16 protein-coding genes are annotated in these 17,531 nt (G+C 67.4%); 11 read left to right on the top strand and 5 right to left on the bottom strand.

Going from position 1 to position 17,531, the window contains the following annotated elements:
• Positions 1-16 precede the first annotated feature (16 nt).
• Positions 17-1,270, bottom strand: coding sequence for a cytochrome P450 (locus C662_RS03805; RefSeq protein ID WP_002925165.1), 1,254 nt, complete (start codon positions 1,268-1,270; stop codon positions 17-19).
• A 132-nt stretch (positions 1,271-1,402) separates the two neighbouring features.
• Between C662_RS03805 and C662_RS03800 the strand changes: the two genes are divergently transcribed.
• Positions 1,403-2,782: a DUF1254 domain-containing protein gene (locus tag C662_RS03800; RefSeq protein WP_002925163.1), complete on the top strand. Its 1,380-nt coding sequence runs from the start codon at positions 1,403-1,405 to the stop codon at positions 2,780-2,782.
• On the opposite strand, the gene C662_RS03795 is transcribed toward C662_RS03800, so the two are convergent.
• Positions 2,743-3,414: a TetR/AcrR family transcriptional regulator gene (locus C662_RS03795; RefSeq protein ID WP_002925161.1), complete on the bottom strand. Its 672-nt coding sequence runs from the start codon at positions 3,412-3,414 to the stop codon at positions 2,743-2,745. The two genes, C662_RS03800 and C662_RS03795, sit on opposite strands and share 40 nt — an antisense overlap.
• Positions 3,415-3,642: 228 nt before the next feature.
• On the opposite strand from C662_RS03795, the gene C662_RS03790 reads away from it, so the two are divergent.
• From C662_RS03790 to C662_RS03760, 7 genes are read left to right on the top strand one after another with little or no spacing between them, the layout of a single operon-like run.
• Positions 3,643-4,428, top strand: a complete 786-nt coding sequence (locus C662_RS03790) for an SDR family oxidoreductase (RefSeq protein WP_002925159.1) — start codon at positions 3,643-3,645, stop codon at positions 4,426-4,428.
• A 10-nt stretch (positions 4,429-4,438) separates the two neighbouring features.
• On the top strand, positions 4,439-4,900 hold the full coding sequence (locus C662_RS03785; protein ID WP_002925157.1) for a MaoC family dehydratase: 462 nt from the start codon (positions 4,439-4,441) through the stop codon (positions 4,898-4,900).
• Positions 4,901-4,922: 22 nt separating this feature from the next.
• Positions 4,923-6,125 carry an acetyl-CoA C-acyltransferase gene (locus tag C662_RS03780; protein WP_002925155.1) on the top strand — a complete coding sequence of 401 codons (1,203 nt, stop codon included), beginning with the start codon at positions 4,923-4,925 and terminating at the stop codon, positions 6,123-6,125.
• Positions 6,125-7,255 carry an acyl-CoA dehydrogenase family protein gene (locus C662_RS20415; protein WP_002925153.1) on the top strand — a complete coding sequence of 377 codons (1,131 nt, stop codon included), beginning with the start codon at positions 6,125-6,127 and terminating at the stop codon, positions 7,253-7,255. Before C662_RS03780 ends, C662_RS20415 begins: the two co-directional genes overlap by 1 nt.
• Before the next feature lie 24 nt (positions 7,256-7,279).
• Positions 7,280-8,437: an acyl-CoA dehydrogenase family protein gene (locus C662_RS20410; RefSeq protein WP_002925148.1), complete on the top strand. Its 1,158-nt coding sequence runs from the start codon at positions 7,280-7,282 to the stop codon at positions 8,435-8,437.
• Between the two features lie 56 nt (positions 8,438-8,493).
• A complete protein-coding gene (locus tag C662_RS03765) occupies positions 8,494-9,501 on the top strand; it encodes an NAD(P)H-dependent flavin oxidoreductase (protein WP_002925146.1) in 1,008 nt (335 codons plus the stop codon).
• On the top strand, positions 9,498-10,172 hold the full coding sequence (locus tag C662_RS03760) for an EthD domain-containing protein (protein WP_002925144.1): 675 nt from the start codon (positions 9,498-9,500) through the stop codon (positions 10,170-10,172). The genes C662_RS03765 and C662_RS03760 overlap by 4 nt, the downstream gene beginning before the upstream one ends.
• Before the next feature lie 24 nt (positions 10,173-10,196).
• Here the strand turns inward: C662_RS03760 and C662_RS03755 are convergent, their stop codons facing one another.
• The 3 genes from C662_RS03755 to C662_RS03745 are packed head-to-tail and all read right to left on the bottom strand — an operon-like array spanning position 10,197 to position 14,198.
• Entirely contained in the window at positions 10,197-11,747 is a 1,551-nt protein-coding gene (locus C662_RS03755) for an arylsulfatase (protein ID WP_002925143.1), read from the bottom strand.
• Between the two features lie 10 nt (positions 11,748-11,757).
• Positions 11,758-13,047, bottom strand: a complete 1,290-nt coding sequence (locus C662_RS03750) for an anaerobic sulfatase maturase (protein WP_002925141.1) — start codon at positions 13,045-13,047, stop codon at positions 11,758-11,760.
• Positions 13,044-14,198 carry a hypothetical protein gene (locus C662_RS03745; RefSeq protein ID WP_002925140.1) on the bottom strand — a complete coding sequence of 385 codons (1,155 nt, stop codon included), beginning with the start codon at positions 14,196-14,198 and terminating at the stop codon, positions 13,044-13,046. The genes C662_RS03750 and C662_RS03745 overlap by 4 nt, the downstream gene beginning before the upstream one ends.
• 192 nt (positions 14,199-14,390) lie before the next feature.
• Between C662_RS03745 and C662_RS03740 the strand changes: the two genes are divergently transcribed.
• The 3 genes from C662_RS03740 to C662_RS03730 all read left to right on the top strand — a co-directional run bounded on the left by C662_RS03740 (position 14,391) and on the right by C662_RS03730 (position 17,502).
• Entirely contained in the window at positions 14,391-15,143 is a 753-nt protein-coding gene (locus tag C662_RS03740) for a TetR/AcrR family transcriptional regulator (protein ID WP_232433207.1), read from the top strand.
• A 158-nt stretch (positions 15,144-15,301) separates the two neighbouring features.
• The gene (locus C662_RS03735; protein ID WP_002925138.1) at positions 15,302-16,408 is read left to right on the top strand and encodes a phosphotransferase family protein; all 1,107 of its coding nucleotides are present in this window, start codon (positions 15,302-15,304) and stop codon (positions 16,406-16,408) included.
• Entirely contained in the window at positions 16,402-17,502 is a 1,101-nt protein-coding gene (locus C662_RS03730; RefSeq protein WP_002925136.1) for a hypothetical protein, read from the top strand. Before C662_RS03735 ends, C662_RS03730 begins: the two co-directional genes overlap by 7 nt.
• The last annotated feature ends 29 nt before the right edge of the window (positions 17,503-17,531 follow it).

Here is a 17,531-nt window from a genome sequence, read left to right as displayed (position 1 = left end):
GTGGCTTGAGGTCGCGTCAGCGTACGACATAGCGGATCGGCAGGCGGCGATAGCCACCCACGAAGTTGGACGCGATGGGTACTGGCGTGGCGGCCAGTTCGAGGGACGACAGGCGCGGGATCAGCTTGCCGAAGAATGCGTCCAGTTCGAACAGGGCCAACTGGCGTCCGATGCAGGCGTGCACGCCGTAGCCGAATGCGACGTGGCCCGAGGTGTCGCGGTCGATCAGGAAGCGGTCTGGTTCTTCGAACACGGCTTCATCGCGATTGCCCGAGGGGTAGATCAGCGCCACCGCGTCGCCCGCGCGTAGCGTGACGTCGCGCAGCCGGAAGTCCTCGCTCGCGGTGCGCATGAAATGGTGGATCGGCGACACCCAGCGGCAGATCTCGTTGCTGGTGTTGCGCAGCAGCTCCGGATTGGCGACGAGCTTGGTCATCTCCTCCGGGTGGGTGGCGAAGCCCAGCATGCCGCCGGCCAGTGCGGCCGACGTGGTGTCATGGCCGGCGGTGATCGCGACCAGCACGTAGGAGAGCGCTTCGATCATCCCGATCGGATTGCCGTCGATCGATGCGTTGGCGATCGCGCTTGTCAGGTCGCCGGTTGGGCATGCGCGCCGTTCGGCCAGCATCTTGCCCAGATAGCCGGCAAAGTCCTCGAATGCGGCCGCGCCGTAGTCGCCGTCCTGCTGAAGCTCGGGGTCGCCGGCTGCGAGCAGCGCCTGGGTCATGCGCAGGATGTAGGGCGCGTCCTCAAGCGGGGCGCCGAGGATCGAGGCGATGACTTCAAGCGGGTACCACACGGCGATGTCGCTCGCGAAGTCACATTCGCCACCCATCCCGATCATGCGGTTGACGTATTTTTCGGCGATGGCGTCGATCCCGGGCGTGAGTTCGCGCAGGCCGCTGCCGATGAACCAGCGTGCGGCGATGTTCCGGTACTGGCTATGCTCGGGTTCGTCCATGTCGAGAATGGTTCGCGAACCGCCCGTGCGACTGCCGTAGCGCGCGAGCGTCGCCGCCTCCATGGCCTCGGGAATCAAGGTCAGGCGTGGAGCGCTCAGGAAGATCCCGTGGTTCTTCTCTATGAGCTTGATGTCCTCGTTGCGGGTGACGAGCCAGAAGGGGCGGTACGGTGCCCGGTCGACCCAGGACACGGGCAAGTTGCGACGAAGGTGAGCGAGCTGACGGTAGAGCCCGGCCTCGTCGGCGTAGGCCTCGGGCGAGAACACGTCGATGTCGTCCGGCAGTTGATGCTGTTGTTCCGAGGTCATGGTCAAGGCGCTCGTGAATGGTGGATGGGAAGCGTTGATCTGATCTAAAACTAACAACTATTAGTTTATAGTGTCAACTGCTCATCCATTGAGCTCCGTTGGAACAGACCAAGCAAGAATGAGGAGACACCCATGATCAGACGTATTGCCGGCACCTTGGCGACGCTTGCACTCATTGGCAGCGTTCAGGGGGCAGGGCCTTTGCCGGACGTGCAGCGCGACATCGACGAGCGCGAGGAAAGCCTCGCGTACCACATCGGCGTGCAGGCCTATGTATATGGCTATCCCGCTGTCGATCTGATGCACGTAATGGGGCGCGAGACGCGGCGCGCTGACGGGGTGCAGCGCGTCTATGCGCCAGTCAACACGATGTTCAACTACCGGACCCTGGCGACACCGGGCACCGAGGGCGACCTGCGTGCGCCCAACAACGACACCATCTACTTCAGTGCATGGCTCGATCTGTCCGCCGGCCCTGTGGTGCTGGACGTGCCCGATACCGCAGGGCGTTACTACACGGTGGCGATCAGCGATCTCTACGCCGAGACCGAGCACATTGGTCGTCGCACGACGGGCACCGGCGCCGGCCGGTTCCTGTTCGTGCCACCGGGGTGGCAGGGCGCGCTACCCGCCGGCATGCAGCTGATCGAGAACTCGACCACCGTGGTGTATCTGCTGGGGCGCATGTACAGCGCAGGGGACGCCGATATGGAGGAGGCCAGTCGCTTGATCGACGCCTTTCGGATCAGCGCGCACGAGGGCAGTCACGAGCCGGCTCCGCGTGACTTTCCGGTGCGGGAGGATTTGCAGCGCGTCGAGTTCTTTACCTGGTTGAACCGTATCCTGCGCGAATCGCCCACGAGGGCCGACGAGGCCGCGCTGATGGCCCAGTTCGACCGGATCGGCGTCGGCCCAAGCCAGGTCTTTGACCTCGCCACGGCGAATCCCGCCGTCGTTGCAGGCTTGCAGCGCGCGCTCAAGGACGGCGCGCGCTTGATCGAGCTCGCGGCGCGCGAAAAGGTCGAGCCAGGCTGGATCGTGCTTCGCGATCTGGGGACCTATGGCTACAACTACCTGCGCCGGGCCGGCGTCGTGCGCACGGGTACGGGGGCGAACCGGGCGGAGGAGAACCTCTATCCGGCCAATTTGTTCTCAGCCGACGGCAAGTTGCTGCATGGTGGCCAGCGTTACACGCTCAGATTCGAAAAAGGTGGCTTGCCGCCGGTGGATGCGTTCTGGTCCATCTCGGTCTACGACGCACGCACGCATGCCTTGGTCGAGAACCCGATCCGGCGCTACAGCATCGGCGACAGGACTCCCGGACTGGTGCATGGCGAGGATGGGGCTCTGACGCTCCATCTGCAGGCCGACGAGCCCGCCGAGGGGCCGCACAACTGGCTGCCCACGCCGAGCGGCGCGTTCTACGTGATCGCGCGTCTCTACCAGCCACGGCAGGAGGCGCTCACCGGCGCCTACGTGCTACCGCCACTGTGGCCGGTACCCGGGTCCTGAGGCATTGCCGGTGCGCCCCTGGGGTGAGCGGGGCGCAGCGCCTGTTGCGAGAGTGCTGCATCGACGAGCTCGAGCACCATCTCGACGTGGCGGGCGCGGCCCTCGGGCGCCATCGGGTCGATGCCGATCAGGTCGCGGTACAGCGGTGCAAGCGTGATGTAGGACACCAGCAGGTTGTTGAAGTCCATGACCGCCCAGGGCTGCAGCGCCTGGGGCATGCGTGCGCCCTCGGTGACCGGGGCGAACAAGGGTTCGAACAGTGCCTGGATCTGCGCGCCTGCAATCGGGGTCTCGGCCAGCGCGGCATGCTGCAGCAGGCGGGCGAAGTTGGGATGCGCGAAGTAGCACTCGACCATGCGTCGCGCCCAGGCCAGCGCCTCTCGTCGTCCGTGAGGCGCGCCCCCTGGCTGCGGTGCTGCGGCTGCGATGATGGGGCGAAAGTGCGCCATCAGTCTCTCCAGCACGGCAGCGTACAGGGCTTCCTTGTTCTTGAAGTGGTTGTAGAGGCTTGGCGTACGGATGCCGACCCGGTCTGCGATGTCACCGAGTGAGGTTGCGTGGTAACCCGTGCTGGCGAAGAGTTCCTCGGCAACGTCGAGAATGCGCTCTGAGGTGGGGCGGCTGTCCGTCATCGAATCGGGCTTGTGCTTGAAGCCGCCTATTCTATCGAGCCTCGTCACGGATACCGCTTGGTTTCATATTTTCCGTTCGGGAAACTCAGGGCCAGAGCGCCGCGCAAGGAAACAAATTTTCCCAATCGGGAATGTGGCGCGCATTTGCGGCCCCGTCCGTTTTGACGATGCTGCCCTTCTGCACCCCCCCTATAAATGACGGCATCTCCACCCTTCGAGGTTCGTGCCGTGAAAGAAGCCCCCGCCTACGTCCCCGGTCACCAGTTGCTGGCTGGCAAGTCCGTCCTGATCACCGCCGCTGCGGGCGCCGGCATCGGCTTTGCCGCTGCGCGCAAGTGCGCCGAAGAAGGTTGCCGCGCCTTGATGATCTCCGACATCCATCCGCGCCGGCTGGAAGAGGCGGTCGCGAAGCTGAAGGCCGACACCGGCCTGCAGAACGTCTGGGGCCAGCTGTGCAACGTCACCCATGAAGAGGAAGTGCAGGCCCTGGTCGCTGCCGCCGAGGACAAGCTCGGCGGGGTGGATGTGCTCATCAACAACGCCGGCCTGGGCGGCGAGAAGCGTGTCACCGAGATGACCGACGACGAGTGGAGTCGGGTGCTCGACATCACCCTGACCGGCACCTTCCGCATGACGCGCGCGATGCTGCCGCACATGGAAAAGCGCGGCCGCGGTGCCATCGTCAACAACGCCTCGGTGCTGGGCTGGCGGGCGCAAAAGGGTCAGGCCCACTACGCCGCGGCCAAGGCCGGCGTGATGGCGCTGACGCGCTGCTCGGCGGTCGAGGCGGCCGAGCATGGCGTGCGCATCAACGCGGTGTCGCCGTCGATCGCGCTGCACGAATTCCTGAAGAAGGCGTCCAGCGAGGAGCTGCTCGCCCAGCTTGCCAGCCGCGAGGCCTTCGGCCGCGCCGCAGAAGTGTGGGAAGTGGCCAACGTGATGGTCTTCCTCGCCAGCGATTACGCGTCCTACATGACCGGCGAAGTGCTGTCGGTCAGCTCGCAGCACGCTTGAGGGCGCGGCGATGACCATGGTTTTCTCCAGTGCCGAGCAGCTGGTTGCGGCAGAGGGTCAGGATCTGGGCACGACCGACTGGGTCGAGATCCGCCAGGACCGCATCGACCGGTTTGCCGACGCCACCGACGACCACCAGTGGATCCATGTCGATCCCGCGCGCGCCAAGGACGGCCCCTTCGGCGCCTGCATTGCGCACGGCTACCTGACGCTGGCACTCGCCAACCTGTTCCTGCCGCAGTTGATCCGCGCCGACAACCTGAAGATGGGCGTCAACGTCGGCTGCGACCGCGTGCGCTTTCCGGCGCCGGTCAAGGTCGGCTCGCGCATCCGCGGCCGCGGCGAAATCCTCAAGGTCGAACGCATCAAGGACGCGGTGCAATCCACCGTGCGCGTGACCATCGAGATCGAGGGCAGCGAGCGCCCCGGCTGCGTGGTCGACACCATCAGCCGCTACACCTTCAACGATTGAATTCCCGAGAGAGCACATCGCCATGACCGAAGCCGTCATCGTTTCCACCGCGCGCACCGCGCTGACCAAGTCCTTCCGCGGCTCCTTCAACGACACCGAGGCGCCGGTGCTGGGCGGCCATGTGGTGCGTGCCGTCGTCGAGCGTGCCGGCATCGAGCCCGGCGCGGTCGAGGACGTGATCATGGGTGCTGCCGTGCAGCAGGGCACCCAGGCCTACAACATCGGCCGCCTGTGCGCCTACACCGGCGGCCTGCCGGACACGGTGCCGGGCATGGCGCTGGACCGCATGTGCGCGTCGGGTCTGATGACGATCGGCGTCGCCGCCAAGAACATCCTGGCGGGTGAGATGAAGATTGCGGTGGCGGGCGGCGTCGAGTCGCTGTCGCTCACCCAGACCAAGCACAAGAACACCTACCGCGCGCAGTCCGAAGCGGTGAAGGCGATCGTGCCCGCGGCCTACATCCCGATGCTGGAGACGGCCGAGATCGTGTCGGCCCGCTACGGCATCTCGCGCGCCGCGCAGGACGAGTTCTCGCTGCAAAGCCAGCAGCGCACCGCCGCCGCGCAGGCCGCCGGCCTGTTCGACGCCGAGATCGTGCCGCTGGCGGCGCGCAAGCTGGTGTTCGACAAGGAAGGCAAGCCGGTGGGTCACGAGGACGTCGTCGCCACCCGCGACGAGTGCAACCGCGCCTCGACCACGCTGGCGGATCTCGCCAAGCTGAATCCGGTGGTCAAGGACGGCCAGTGGGTGAAGCAGGGCGAATACGTCACCGCCGGCAACGCCTCGCAGCTGTCGGACGGCGCCTCGGCCGCGCTGGTGATGAGCCGCGACGAGGCCGAGCGCCGCGGCATCGCGCCGCTGGGCGCGTATCGTGGCATCGCGGTGGCCGGCTGCGCGCCTGACGAAATGGGCATCGGCCCGGTGTTCGCCATCCCCAAGCTGCTCGAGCGCTTCAACCTCAAGGTGAGCGACATCGGCCTGTGGGAGATCAACGAGGCCTTCGCCTGCCAGGTGCTCTACAGCCGCGACAAGCTCGGCATCCCCAACGACCGCCTGAACGTCAACGGCGGTGCCATCGCCATCGGTCACCCCTTCGGCATGTCGGGTGCGCGCATGGTCGGTCACGCGCTGCTCGAAGGCCGTCGCCGTGGCGTGCGCTATGTGGTGGTGTCGATGTGCATCGGCGGCGGCATGGGCGCAGCGGGCCTGTTCGAGGTGCTGTGATGAGCCTGACGCTGTCCGACGAGCAACGTGCGCTGCAGGAGACGGCGGCCGACTTCCTCGCTGCCCATACCAACGCGCGCAAGGAGGCCGACGCCGATGCCGAACTGTGGTCGCGCATCGTCGAGCTGGGCTGGGCCGCGGTGCAGGTGCCGGAAGACTTCGACGGCCTCGGCCTGGGGCCGGTCGAACTGGCGCTGCTGATGGAGGAAATGGGCCGGCGTCTGGTGCGCACGCCCTTCCTGGGCAACGTGGTGCTGGCGCAGACCGCGCTGCTGCAGGCTGGCACCACCGAGGCTCAGCAGGGCGCGCTTGCCGCGCTGGCCTACGGTGAGCGTACTGCCACGCTGATCCTCGGTCCTGGCCTGGATGCCGAACCGGCCTCGTTGAGCGTGAAAGCGCGCCGCGACGGTGAGGGCTGGGTGCTGGCCGGCGAGGCGGCGCAGGTGCTCGATGATGGCCTGCTCACCCACGCCTACGTGGCGGCACGTATCGAGGAGGCGCCGGGCGTGGCGCTGTTCGCGCTCGCTGCGGATGCGGCCGGCCTGACCCGCACGCCGCTCGACGTCTTCGACCTCACCCGGCCGCAGGCGCGCTGGACCTTCGCCGACGTCCGCGTGGGCGCTGAGGCCCGCGTCGACGATCCGGCACGAGTGCTGGCCGGCCTTGCACGCACGCGCGTGCTGGCGGCCCTGCAGCTTGCGGCCGAGCAGGTCGGCGGTGCGGCGCAGTGCCTGCAGCTGGCCGTCGATTACACCAAGGAGCGGGTGCAGTTCGGCAAGCCGGTGGCCAGCTTTCAGGCGGTCAAGCACCGCGTCGCCGAGATGATGGTGCGCATGGAAACCGCGCGTTCCACCGTACGCGGTGTGGCGGCGCAAGTGGCGCAGGGCGCGCAGGGGAACGGACTCGACGACGCCGCGCTGGCGGCCGAGGTTGCCGCGGCGCGCGTGCAGGCCACCGAGGCCTACCGCTACTGCGCGCAGGAAGCCATACAACTCCACGGCGGCGTGGGCTTCACCTGGGAGTATGACCCTCAGCTGCACTTCAAGCGCGCGCAGTGGGCCAGCCAGTGGTTCGGCCCCACCCGCGACTGGCGCGAGGCGCTCGCCGCCCATCTGCTCGACGCCGCCTGACCGCAAGAACAAGGACCGATGAGCATGAACGAACAGGAATTTCGCCAGGAAGTTGCCGACTGGATGGCGACCCACCTGACGGGCCGCTTCGCCTGCCTGAAACACCGCGGCGGCCCCGGTGACGAGGAAGCCTATCCGGCGCTGCGCAAGGAATGGGAGCAGGCGCTGGCCGCGGGCGGCTGGGTCGGCCTGGGCTGGCCCAAGGCGCACGGCGGGCGCGACCTGCCGCTGGCGCTGCAGCTCGCCTTCCATGAGGAATACGTGCGCGCCGGCGGGCCGGGCCGCATCGGCCACATCGGCGAGACGCTGATGGCGCCGACGCTGATTGCGCTCGGCACGCCTGCACAGCAGGCCCGCTTCCTGCCCGGCATCCGCGAAGGGCGCGAGTATTGGGCGCAGGGCTACTCGGAGCCGGGCGCCGGTTCAGATCTCGCCGCCATCACCACGCGCTGCTGGCAGGACGAGGACGGCCGCTGGCGGCTGCAGGGGCAGAAGGTGTGGACCTCGCTCGCACACGAGTCGGACTGGGTGTTCGTCATTGCCCGCAGCACACCGGGTTCGGTGGGGCGCGAAGGGCTGTCCTTCCTGCTCGTGCCGCTCGACCAGTCGGGCGTCGACATTCACCCGATCCGCCAGATGACCGGTGAGGCCGAGTTCAACTCGGTGTTCTTCGACGGCGCGGTGACCGAGGCCGACTGCATCGTCGGCAAGCCGGGCGAGGGCTGGAAGGTGGCGATGGCACTGCTCGGCTTCGAGCGCGGCGTGTCCACGCTCGGCCAGCAGATGCACTTCATCCATGAACTGCAGCTGGTGGTCGACGTTGCGCGCGCCAATGGTGCTGCGCGCGACCCGGCCATCCGCCAGCGTATCGCCGACGCCTGGGTGGGCCTGCAGGGCCTGCGCTACAACGGCCTGCGCATGCTGGAAGAAGACACCAGCTCGACCACGGTGCGGCCGGAGGCGCTGATCTACAAGTACGCGTGGTCGAACTGGCACCGCGAGCTTGGCCAGCTGGCGATGGATGTGATCGGCCTGGCTGGCGACGTGCGCTCGGACGACGACGCGGTACGCCGCCTGCAGCAGGTGTTCTTCTTCTCGCGCGCCGACACGATCTATGCCGGCACCAACGAGATTCAGCTCAACATCATCGCCGAGCGTGGGTTGGGCATGCCGCGCGCTTGAGCGCCCGCGTGCCCTCGTGACCGCCTGCGAGACGACATTTTCCCGGAGAAGATGGGATGCCCATTCCCGACCTGTTCCGCGGGCGGCTCGCGCTGCCGCTGATCGGTTCGCCGATGTTCCTCGCCAGTGGCCAGGCGCTGGTGCTGGCACAGTGCAAGGCCGGCGTTGCCGGTAGCTTCCCGACGCTGAACGCGCGCACGCCCGAGCTGCTCGACCAGTGGCTGACACACATTGCGGCGGATCTGGCGGCCTGGGATCGCGCGCATCCTGAGCGCCCGGCTGCGCCCTATGGGGCCAACCTGATCCTGCACAAATCCAATCCGCGGCGCGACGCCGACCTTGATTGCGTAGTCAGGCACCGGGTGCCCTTCGTGATCACCTCGGTGGGCCGCCCGGATGCGGTGGTCGAGCGTGTGCACGACTACGGCGGGCTGGTGTTCCACGATGTCATCAACGTCGAGCATGCGCGCAAGGCTGCCGCCAGTGGCGTGGATGGCCTGATTCTCGTGTGTGCGGGCGCCGGTGGCCACGGCGGCACGATGTCGCCCTTTGCACTGGTGGCCGAAGTGCGTGCGTTCTGGGACGGCCCCCTGCTGCTGGCGGGCGCCTTGTCGAGCGGGCGGGCATTGCGTGCCGCCGAGGTCATGGGCGCCGACCTGGGCTACATGGGGACGCGCTTCATCGCTACCCGCGAGGCCGCGGCCGATGCCGCGCACAAGGACATGATCGTGCGCGACGGCGCGGCGGACATCGTCTATACCCCGGTGTTCAGCGGCATCTGGGCCAACTACCTGAAGAACAGCGTGCGCGCGGCGGGGATCGACCCGGATGCGCTTGCGGGCAGCCAGGACGGTGGCAAGGACGATCTCTTCGCCGGGCTGGACGCCAAGCCCAAGGCCTGGAAGGAAGTGTGGTCGGCAGGCCAGGGCATCGGCAGCATCCACGACGTGCCCACGGTGGCCGAACTGGTGGCGCGCATGCGTCAGGAATACGCCGAAGCCGCTGCGCTGCCCGCGTCGTTCGCTGCTCCGGCGGGGGCGGTGCCGGACGGACTGCGTTCATGACGCAATGGAAGATGATCTACCTCGCCAAGCGCAATACGGCGCTGGCGCCCGAGGACTTTCCGCAGGCCTGGCGCGAGCATTCCGCGCTGGGCCGCCAGTGCCGCAACGTCCAGGACAAGGTCAGGACCGTGCGCCAGTGTTCGCGCGTGCTCGATCGGCCCGGTATGCCCAACGGCGCCAGCATCGACTACGACGGCGTCAATCTTCTGTCGCTGCGCGACCGCCAGGCCGCCGACGACATCTGGAACGACGAAGAGACCTTGCGCATCATGCGGCCCGACGAGCCGCGAGTGTTCTCGACCTACGTGCGCGATTTCACCCTGGTTGCAGAAGAGCGGGTGCTGGTGGACGGTGAGGAAACCGGCGTGTGCGTCGTCCTGTTCCTGCGTGCGCGTGCAGCGCAGGGATTGCAGGCGGGCGACCTGATCGGCGTAGCCGGCTCGCCGTGGGCTGCAGTGACCCGTTTGGTATGGAACGTGGTGGCTGGGGAGCCGCCGCCGGGTTACGAGTACGACGCGATCGTTGAGGCGTGGTATCCCTCGGTCGAAGCCGTTGCCGACGCGTTCGGCAGGGTGTCCGTGTGGGCGCGCTTACCGGGTGGGCTGGCGGACCAGATCGACGCCACGCGTTCGGTGTGCCTGCTGACCCATGTGACCCACCGCCGCCCCTGAGGGACGGCAGTGGTGCGAATCCCGCTACTGGGCGCGAACGCCCAGCGTGCCGCCCTTCTGGCGTGGCGGGCATTCCTGCAGGGAACGCATGTGACTGCCGATCAGGTCGTAGACCTGCCCGCCCCAGGCTACGCCCATGCGCATCGACAGTTCGTTGGCCTTGTGGCCGTCATGGCGCTCGAAAGGGTCCATGCGCAGGTTGAAGGTCAGCGTGCTCGGCTTCTGATGGTCGAAGAAACCCTCTCGTGTCTTCAGGTGTGATTTCCACGGTCCGATGCGCACGGCAGTGAGTTCGCTCTCGTTGTAATAGATCACAGCGTTGCGCTCGGAGGGGCCCTTGCCCTGCCAGTGGGCCAGGTTATCCACGCCGTCGATGCAGACCTGATGGCTCTTGCGCAGGCGTTCCGCCACACCTGTCACCCCGGCGGCGGCGGCCAGCGTGGTGAACAGGTCCTCGTGCGTCTGGATGCCGTTGGATACCGAGCCGGCAGGGATCGCCGCCGGCCAGCGCACCAGCATCGGCACCCGCACGCCGCCCTCCCAGGTGGTGGCCTTCTCGCCGCGGAAGGGGGTGGTGCCGCCATCGGGCCACCAGGCCGACATGGCGCCGTTATCCGTGGTGTAGATGACGATGGTGTCGCGCGCGATGCCCAGCTTGTCGAGGTGGGCGAGCAACTGGCCGACGTGGCCGTCGTGCTCCATCATGCCGCTGCCGAATACGTCGAACTCGGACGAGATGTCATTGGCCAGGCCGCGGGACTCTTCCTTCAGGTGGGTGTAGATGTGCATGCGCGTCGGGTTGAACCAGGCGAAGAAGGGCTCACCGGCCTGGGCCGCGCGCTCCATGAAGTCCTGCGTGCGGGCGAGGAATTCCTCGTCCGCGGTTTCCATGCGTTTCGAGGTCAGCGCGCCGGTGTCCTTGCAGCGCTGCTTGCCCCAGGCGCCGAAGCGGGGGTCGGGGGCACTGTCGTCGGTGGCGCTGGCGACGCAGTCGAGCACGCCGCGCGGGCGGTAGCGGCTGTTGAAGCCGGGGTCCTGTTTCCACATCGCCAGCTCGGGCTCTTCCTCGGTGTTGAGGTGGTAGAGATTGCCGAAGAACTCGTCGAAGCCATGCACCGTAGGCAGGTGCTCATTGCGGTCGCCAAGGTGGTTCTTGCCGAACTGGCCGGTACGATAGCCGGCGCTCTTGAGCACTTTCGCCAGGGTCGGATCGCGCGCGTCCAGCCCGACCGGCGAGCCGGGCAGGCCGACGGTGGTGAGACCGGTGCGGATCGGCAGCTGGCCGGTGATGAAGGCGCCGCGCCCCGGGGTGGAGCTGGGGTGGGCGTAATGGTCGGTAAACAGCAGGCCTTCGCGGGCGATGCGGTCGATGTTGGGCGTGGGCACCATCATGCCGTGGCTGTACGCGCCGACGTTGGTGTGGCCGACGTCGTCGCTCATGATCACCAGGATGTTGGGTGGCTTGGCCTGCGCCTTGGCGGGCGCCGTGCCGGTGAGGGCCGCGGCGAGCATGGCACCGGCGAGGGCCCGTCGGGGGTTTGTGCCGGGTTTCCGCATTGGTCGGTTCTTGTTCATGGCTGTCTCCTCAGTTTGGGATGATCGGACCCGGTGTATGCACACCGAGCCGGCGCCGGATTTCCGGCATGTCCCGCGTGACGCGGGCGTAGAAGGCGGCGAGGGCTTCGCACAGGTAGTTCAGGCCGGGCTCGCCTTCCGGTGTGCGCAGCAAGCGGTTCTTCGGGCATTCGCCCCAGCACAGCTGCAGCTGCGGGCAGCGCCGGCAGTGGCCAGGCAGGCTGTCGTGCTTGGCGAGGCCGAAGCGGACCTGCTTGTCGGCGAAGGCGAGGTCGCCCTGGTGCACCTCGCGGATGTTGCCGAGGCGGTACTCCGGATAGACGAAGTGGTCGCAGGCATAGAGTTCGCCGTCGTGCTCCAGCGCCATCGCCTTGCCGCATACCGGCGCGCTGGTGCACATCTGCGCGGGCAGGCCGAGCGACTGCGCGACCGCGGTCTCGAACACATTGATGTGCAGGCGGCCGAAGTCCTGCGCCAGCCATTCCGCCCACACGGCGCACAGGAAGTCGCCATAGTCGCGGGCATCGACCGACCATTCGGTGACGATGGACAGCGGGTGGTCGGGCCGTGTGCGTGGCGTGCCGAGCAGCGGCATGTCGGCCGGTCGGGCGAGACCGGGCGCGCGCAGCTTGAAGTCGCGGGTCTCGACGCAGGGCGTGAACTGGATGCGAAAGCTACCGGGAATCGCACGCAGGCTGCGATAGACCTCGAGCGGCGCGCGCGCGACGTCGCGATTGACCACGCACAGCAGGGAGAAGGGGACCTCGGCCACCGCCAGCCGGTTGGCGGCGGCGATGACGCGGTCGTAGGTCGGCTCGCCGCCCTTGGTCGGGCGGTAGCGGTCGTGCAGTTCGCGGGTGCCGTCCACGCTGAGGCCGACGACGAAGCCGTGGGCCTTCAGGAAGGCGACCCATTCGTCGTCGAGCAGCAGGCCGTTGGTCTGCAGGTCGTTCTCGATGCGCTGACCGGGCTTGCGGTGGCGCGCCTGCAGTTCGACCACGCGGCGGAAGAAGTCCAGCCCCATCACCGTGGGTTCGCCGCCCTGCCAGGAGAACACCACCTCGTCGCCGGTCTGGGCCTCGATGTACTGGCGGATGTGGGCCTCCAGCAGCCCCGTGTCCATGCGCGCGTTGCGACCGTGCTGCAGCAGGTCGGTCTTGTGCAGGTAGAAGCAGTACGGACAGTCGAGGTTGCACAGCGCACCGGCCGGCTTGACCATGACGTGGTAGCGGTAGTGCCGCCCCGGCGGCAGCGCCGGCAGCGTGCAGCGCGGGGCCGCGCTTGCGACGGGCGTGCTCATGCGGGCAGGCCGAGTTCGGGCCAGGCGCCGGACACGTAGGTCTGGCAGTTGCCCCAGCCGGTGGCGCCAGTGGCGCTGTCGACGACCTCGATCATGCAGTCGCGGAACTGGTTGAGGATGGCGACCACTTCGGGTTGCGAGCAGTCGGCGAAGTGCTCGCCCTCGACGTGCAATGGGCCACGGTAGCTGCCATGGTTCTTGCCGTCGAGTCGGTGGTAGCCACCGCCGCCAAGGTGGAAGCCGGTGTCGCCGAGTGGGCGCGCGCGCAGTTCGCGCGTGCTGCCGTCGGCCATGCGCAGATGAAAGACGCCGCCGAGCAGACGGCGGTTGCGCGGGTCGAAACGCAGCGCGGGCTCGATCGCCGCGACCGGCACCCGGCGTCCGTCGGCGTATTCGAAGTGGCCTTGCACCTGCTTCTGTTCGAAGCCCTGGGCGGCGTAATGCAGGTAGTACTGGTGATAGGCGTAGGTGCTGCCGTCGGCCGCCTGGAAATAGAGCGGGTTCCAGATCGCGAGCACGCGCATGTGGGCGGAGTCCACCGGCTCGGGCGCGAGGTCGGTGAGCGGCTGGCCGACCGCCGGGCGTATGCCCCAGGAGTGGTCGCGGGTCATGATCCAGGTGTCGGGCGTCACCTCGGTGCGCCGGCCCTCGAGCTCGACCCAGCCGCGGGCATGGCCGGTCTGGTGGTAGCGGATCTGGTCCGCGGTACGGCGGTAGCCGGTGAGGCCACGGCGGTCTTCGCGCGCCTCGACGAAGCAGGGCACGATGCCTTCGAGCTCGAGGTCGAAGGCGATCGGCTGCACGTCGGTCGCGTCCAGCCTCACGCGGATGCGCCTGAGCGGCTCGATGACCTCGTAGTGGAGGGGGCCGACGCCGATGCTGTCGGGCGCATGCGACAGTTCGCGGCTGGCCTGAACCGCCCACTGCGCGACCCCGCGCGAGACGCCGCCGTAGCCATCGACCACGTTGCGGTTCACATATTTGCCGAAGCCGAAGCCTACCTGCAGCGAGCCGTCGCGCGCGGCAGCCATGCCGCACACCTTCTCCGTCCATGCGGGGTCGGTGTGCGCGACGCTGGCGAAGGTATCGACGATCTGATGGTTGAAGCCTTCGTCGGCGGCCAGCAGTGGTCCGATGCTGCCGCCGCTCATGGCGTGTCTCCGTGTGCTTTCATGTCCTGTCTCCAGCTTTGTTAGAGTTGAGATGTCCGCGGTGAAAGCGTGTGTCCGAAAGTATGGGACGTGCGCCCGCAGGTCTGGAATTCGTATTGCAGGGCGCCGCATCAGGGATGCAGGTTGCTGATTTGAATATGGAAAATGGCATTTTCCGCGACCTCTGCGGACATGCCTCGCATTCTCATGGCCAGCAAGAAGACTTTACTCATCGACGTACCCGCCCCCGGGCGCCTGCCCGCTCCCCGCAAGCTGCCCACCCAGTCGCGTTCGCGCTCGCTGGTGACGGCACTGGTCGAGGCCTGCATCCACATCCTGGAACGTGAGGGGGCGGAGGCGCTGACGGTGAACCGGCTTGCCGAGGTCTCGGGCGTCGCCGTCGGCTCGATCTACCAGTACTTCCCTAACAAGGAGGCGGTGGTCAGCGTCGTTTTCAACCACATCCTCCATGAGGAGGTCACCGTCCATGTGCCGGCGCTGCGCGAACGCGTCACGGGCATGCCGCTGGCAGGCGCGCTGCGCGAGATCCTGGAGAACATGGTGCGAGTGGAACTGCGCCTGTACCGCTTGCACCGCGAGTTCCACCTGCGTTACCACGCGGACCTGCAGGTGGGGATGCGCCTGGGCCCCTACGAAAGCTCGCGCCAGTACATCGATGACGCCTGGGGGCCTTTCGTCGCGCTCTACGTGCCCGACATGGATCCGGTGCGGCGTGACATGAGCGCGTACATGCTGTGCATGGCGCTGAGGTCGACGATCCGCGTGGGTCTGGAAGACGCGCCCGAGCGTGTCGAATCGCCGGTGTTCCTGGACTGCCTGCTGGCCATGGCGCTTGGCGTGCTCGATCCGCGACTCCCCCCCGAGCCTGATGCGCCGGGCGTCGGCCAGAATGCGACCGGTGCACGGCCCGTATCGCCTTCTTGACATGTATCGCTTTTAAAAACAGGGTCTTGGCTTCGTTGTTCGGGTTGCGCCAATGCGAATCGCAGCCCTTTCCGGCGCTCCCTATACTGGCTTCGTCCTGACTGCTCCGCAGCTGCGGGGCGCTCGGGCGCCGAAGACGGTGACAAGGAGACTCCCGCATGAACCAGGATCCCGCCGCGATCGTCGCGGCGCTGGCAAGCTGGCTGGCCGAACGCTGGCCGCGCAAGCGCAGCATCGAACTGGTGGATGTACGCCCGCCGATCCAGGGTTTTTCGAACGAAACCTGGCTGCTCGACCTGTTGTGGGAAGAGGAGGGCGTGCGCGAACGCATCCCGCTCGTGCTGCGCCTGCAACCTGCCGACATCGCACTTTTCCCGCACTACGATCTGTCGATCCAGTATCGCTGCATGGCCCGCCTGGCCGGTAGCGACGTTCCCGTGCCGCGCCTGCTCGGCGAGGCGGGCGTCCTGTCGGATGAAGCCAGCCCGCTCGGGCGGCCCTTCTACCTGATGGAGCGCATGCCCGGCCGTGCGCCCACCGAGAACCCGCTCTACCACCTCGACGGCTGGCTGCACGCGCTGCCCGTTGAGCGGCGCCGTGCAGTGTGGTTGAACGGCGTAGAGATGATGGCGCGCGTCAATCGGCTCGACGTGGCGGTGCTCGGCCTCGATTTTCTCGATACGCCCACGACGGGTGAGTCGCCGCTCGATCGCCAGTTGCGCAGTCTGCGCGACTTCCTCGCCTGGGCCGAGTCGCTTGCCGAACCGTATCCGCTGCTGCGTGCTGCGCTCGCATGGCTCGAGGCGAACCGGCCGCAGGGTGGGCCGGTGGGCCTGTGCTGGGGCGATGCCAAGCTCGGCAACTGCCTGTTCGACGAGGACGACGATCGCTGCACCGGCGTGCTCGACTGGGAGTCGGCGCACCTGGGCAACCCGGTGGACGATCTCGGCTGGTGGCTCATGCTCGATCGCTCGCTGTGCGATGGCTACGGCTATCCACGCCTCGAGGGCCTGCCTTCGCGCGACGAGACCATTGCCCACTGGGAACGCCACAGCGGCCTGAAGGCGGACAACCTGGCCTACTACGAGCTGTTCTGCGCCTTCAAGTTCGCCCTCATCATGGCGCGCATCGGCTGCCTGTTCATGGACCGCGGCTTCGTTGCGCGCGAACAGCGCATGGACCTGAACAACGGTGGCAGCAGCATCCTGCGCATCCTCGCTGCCGAGCAGGGGCTACCGTTCGTACAAGGAGGCGAAGCATGCTGACGGCCGCCGACGATTACCCGGTCCATCAGCTGCCCGAGCCGGTGGCTTTTGCCGGCAGCGACCGCAACTTCTACGACCGTTACTACTTCCAGGGCTATGACGCCGCCGGCAAGGTGTTCTTCGGTGCGGCGCTTGGCGTCTACCCCCACCTGAACATCATCGACGCGGCGTTCATGATCCAGCGCGACGGCGTTCAGCACAGCGTCTTCGCCTCCCGCCATCTCGATCACGAACGCATGGATACCCGGGTGGGGCCGATTGCAGTCGAGGTGCGCGAGCCGCTCAAGCGCTTGCGCGTGGCGGTGGACGATGCCGCCCACAACTTCGAGGCAGTGCTGGAATTCACCGGGCTTGCCGCGCCGGTCGAGGAGCCGCGCTTCACCCATCGTGCGGGGGCACTCACCGTGCTGGACCTGACGCGCATGACTCAGGGCGGCACCTGGGAGGGCGAAATCGCACTCGGCGACGAGTGTCTCGCGGTGCATGGCTGGCGCGGTGCGCGCGACCGCTCCTGGGGCGTGCGCCCGCTGGGCCTGCGCGACACCCGTCCCCACGCCCCTGCAGGTGAGCCGCAGTGGTACTGGCTGTGGGCGCCGCTGCATTTCGACGACTGCATGCTCTTCTTCCACACCAACGACGATGCCCAGGGGCAGGGCTGGAACCGCGCTGCGGTGCTGGTGCCGGTCAACGGTGGCGCGCCGCAGAAGCTGGCGTCGGTCAGGCATCAGGCCGCGTACCGGCCCGGCACGCGTCAGCTTGCCGGGCTGCGCATCAGCGCGACCTTGCCCGCAGGTGGCGAAATCGTGGTCGAGCTGAACTGTGGCGAGGTCGTCTACAAGCAGGGCGAGGGCTACAACCACCCTGTATGGGGGCACGGCATGTATCACGGCGTCTTTGAGACCGCGTTCCAGACCCTGGATACCCGAGTGCTCGACCCCAACGATTTCGCCCAGGTGCATCTGCACGCACTGTGCAGCGCTGAACTGCACCGACCCGGTCAGGCGCCCCGTCGCGGCCAGGGTGTGGTGGAACAGATGATCGTCGGCGCGCATGCGCCGAGCGGGTTCAAGGGGTTGCTCGACGTCGCTGCGTGAGACGTTCAGCCCGATCTGATGTGCACAGG

It is taken from the genome of Thauera sp. 28, assembly GCF_000310145.2.
GTDB classification, from domain to species: domain Bacteria; phylum Pseudomonadota; class Gammaproteobacteria; order Burkholderiales; family Rhodocyclaceae; genus Thauera; species Thauera mechernichensis.
The sequence above is the reverse complement of the archived record's forward strand: the minus strand, read 5'-3'. Positions and strand labels throughout refer to the sequence as shown.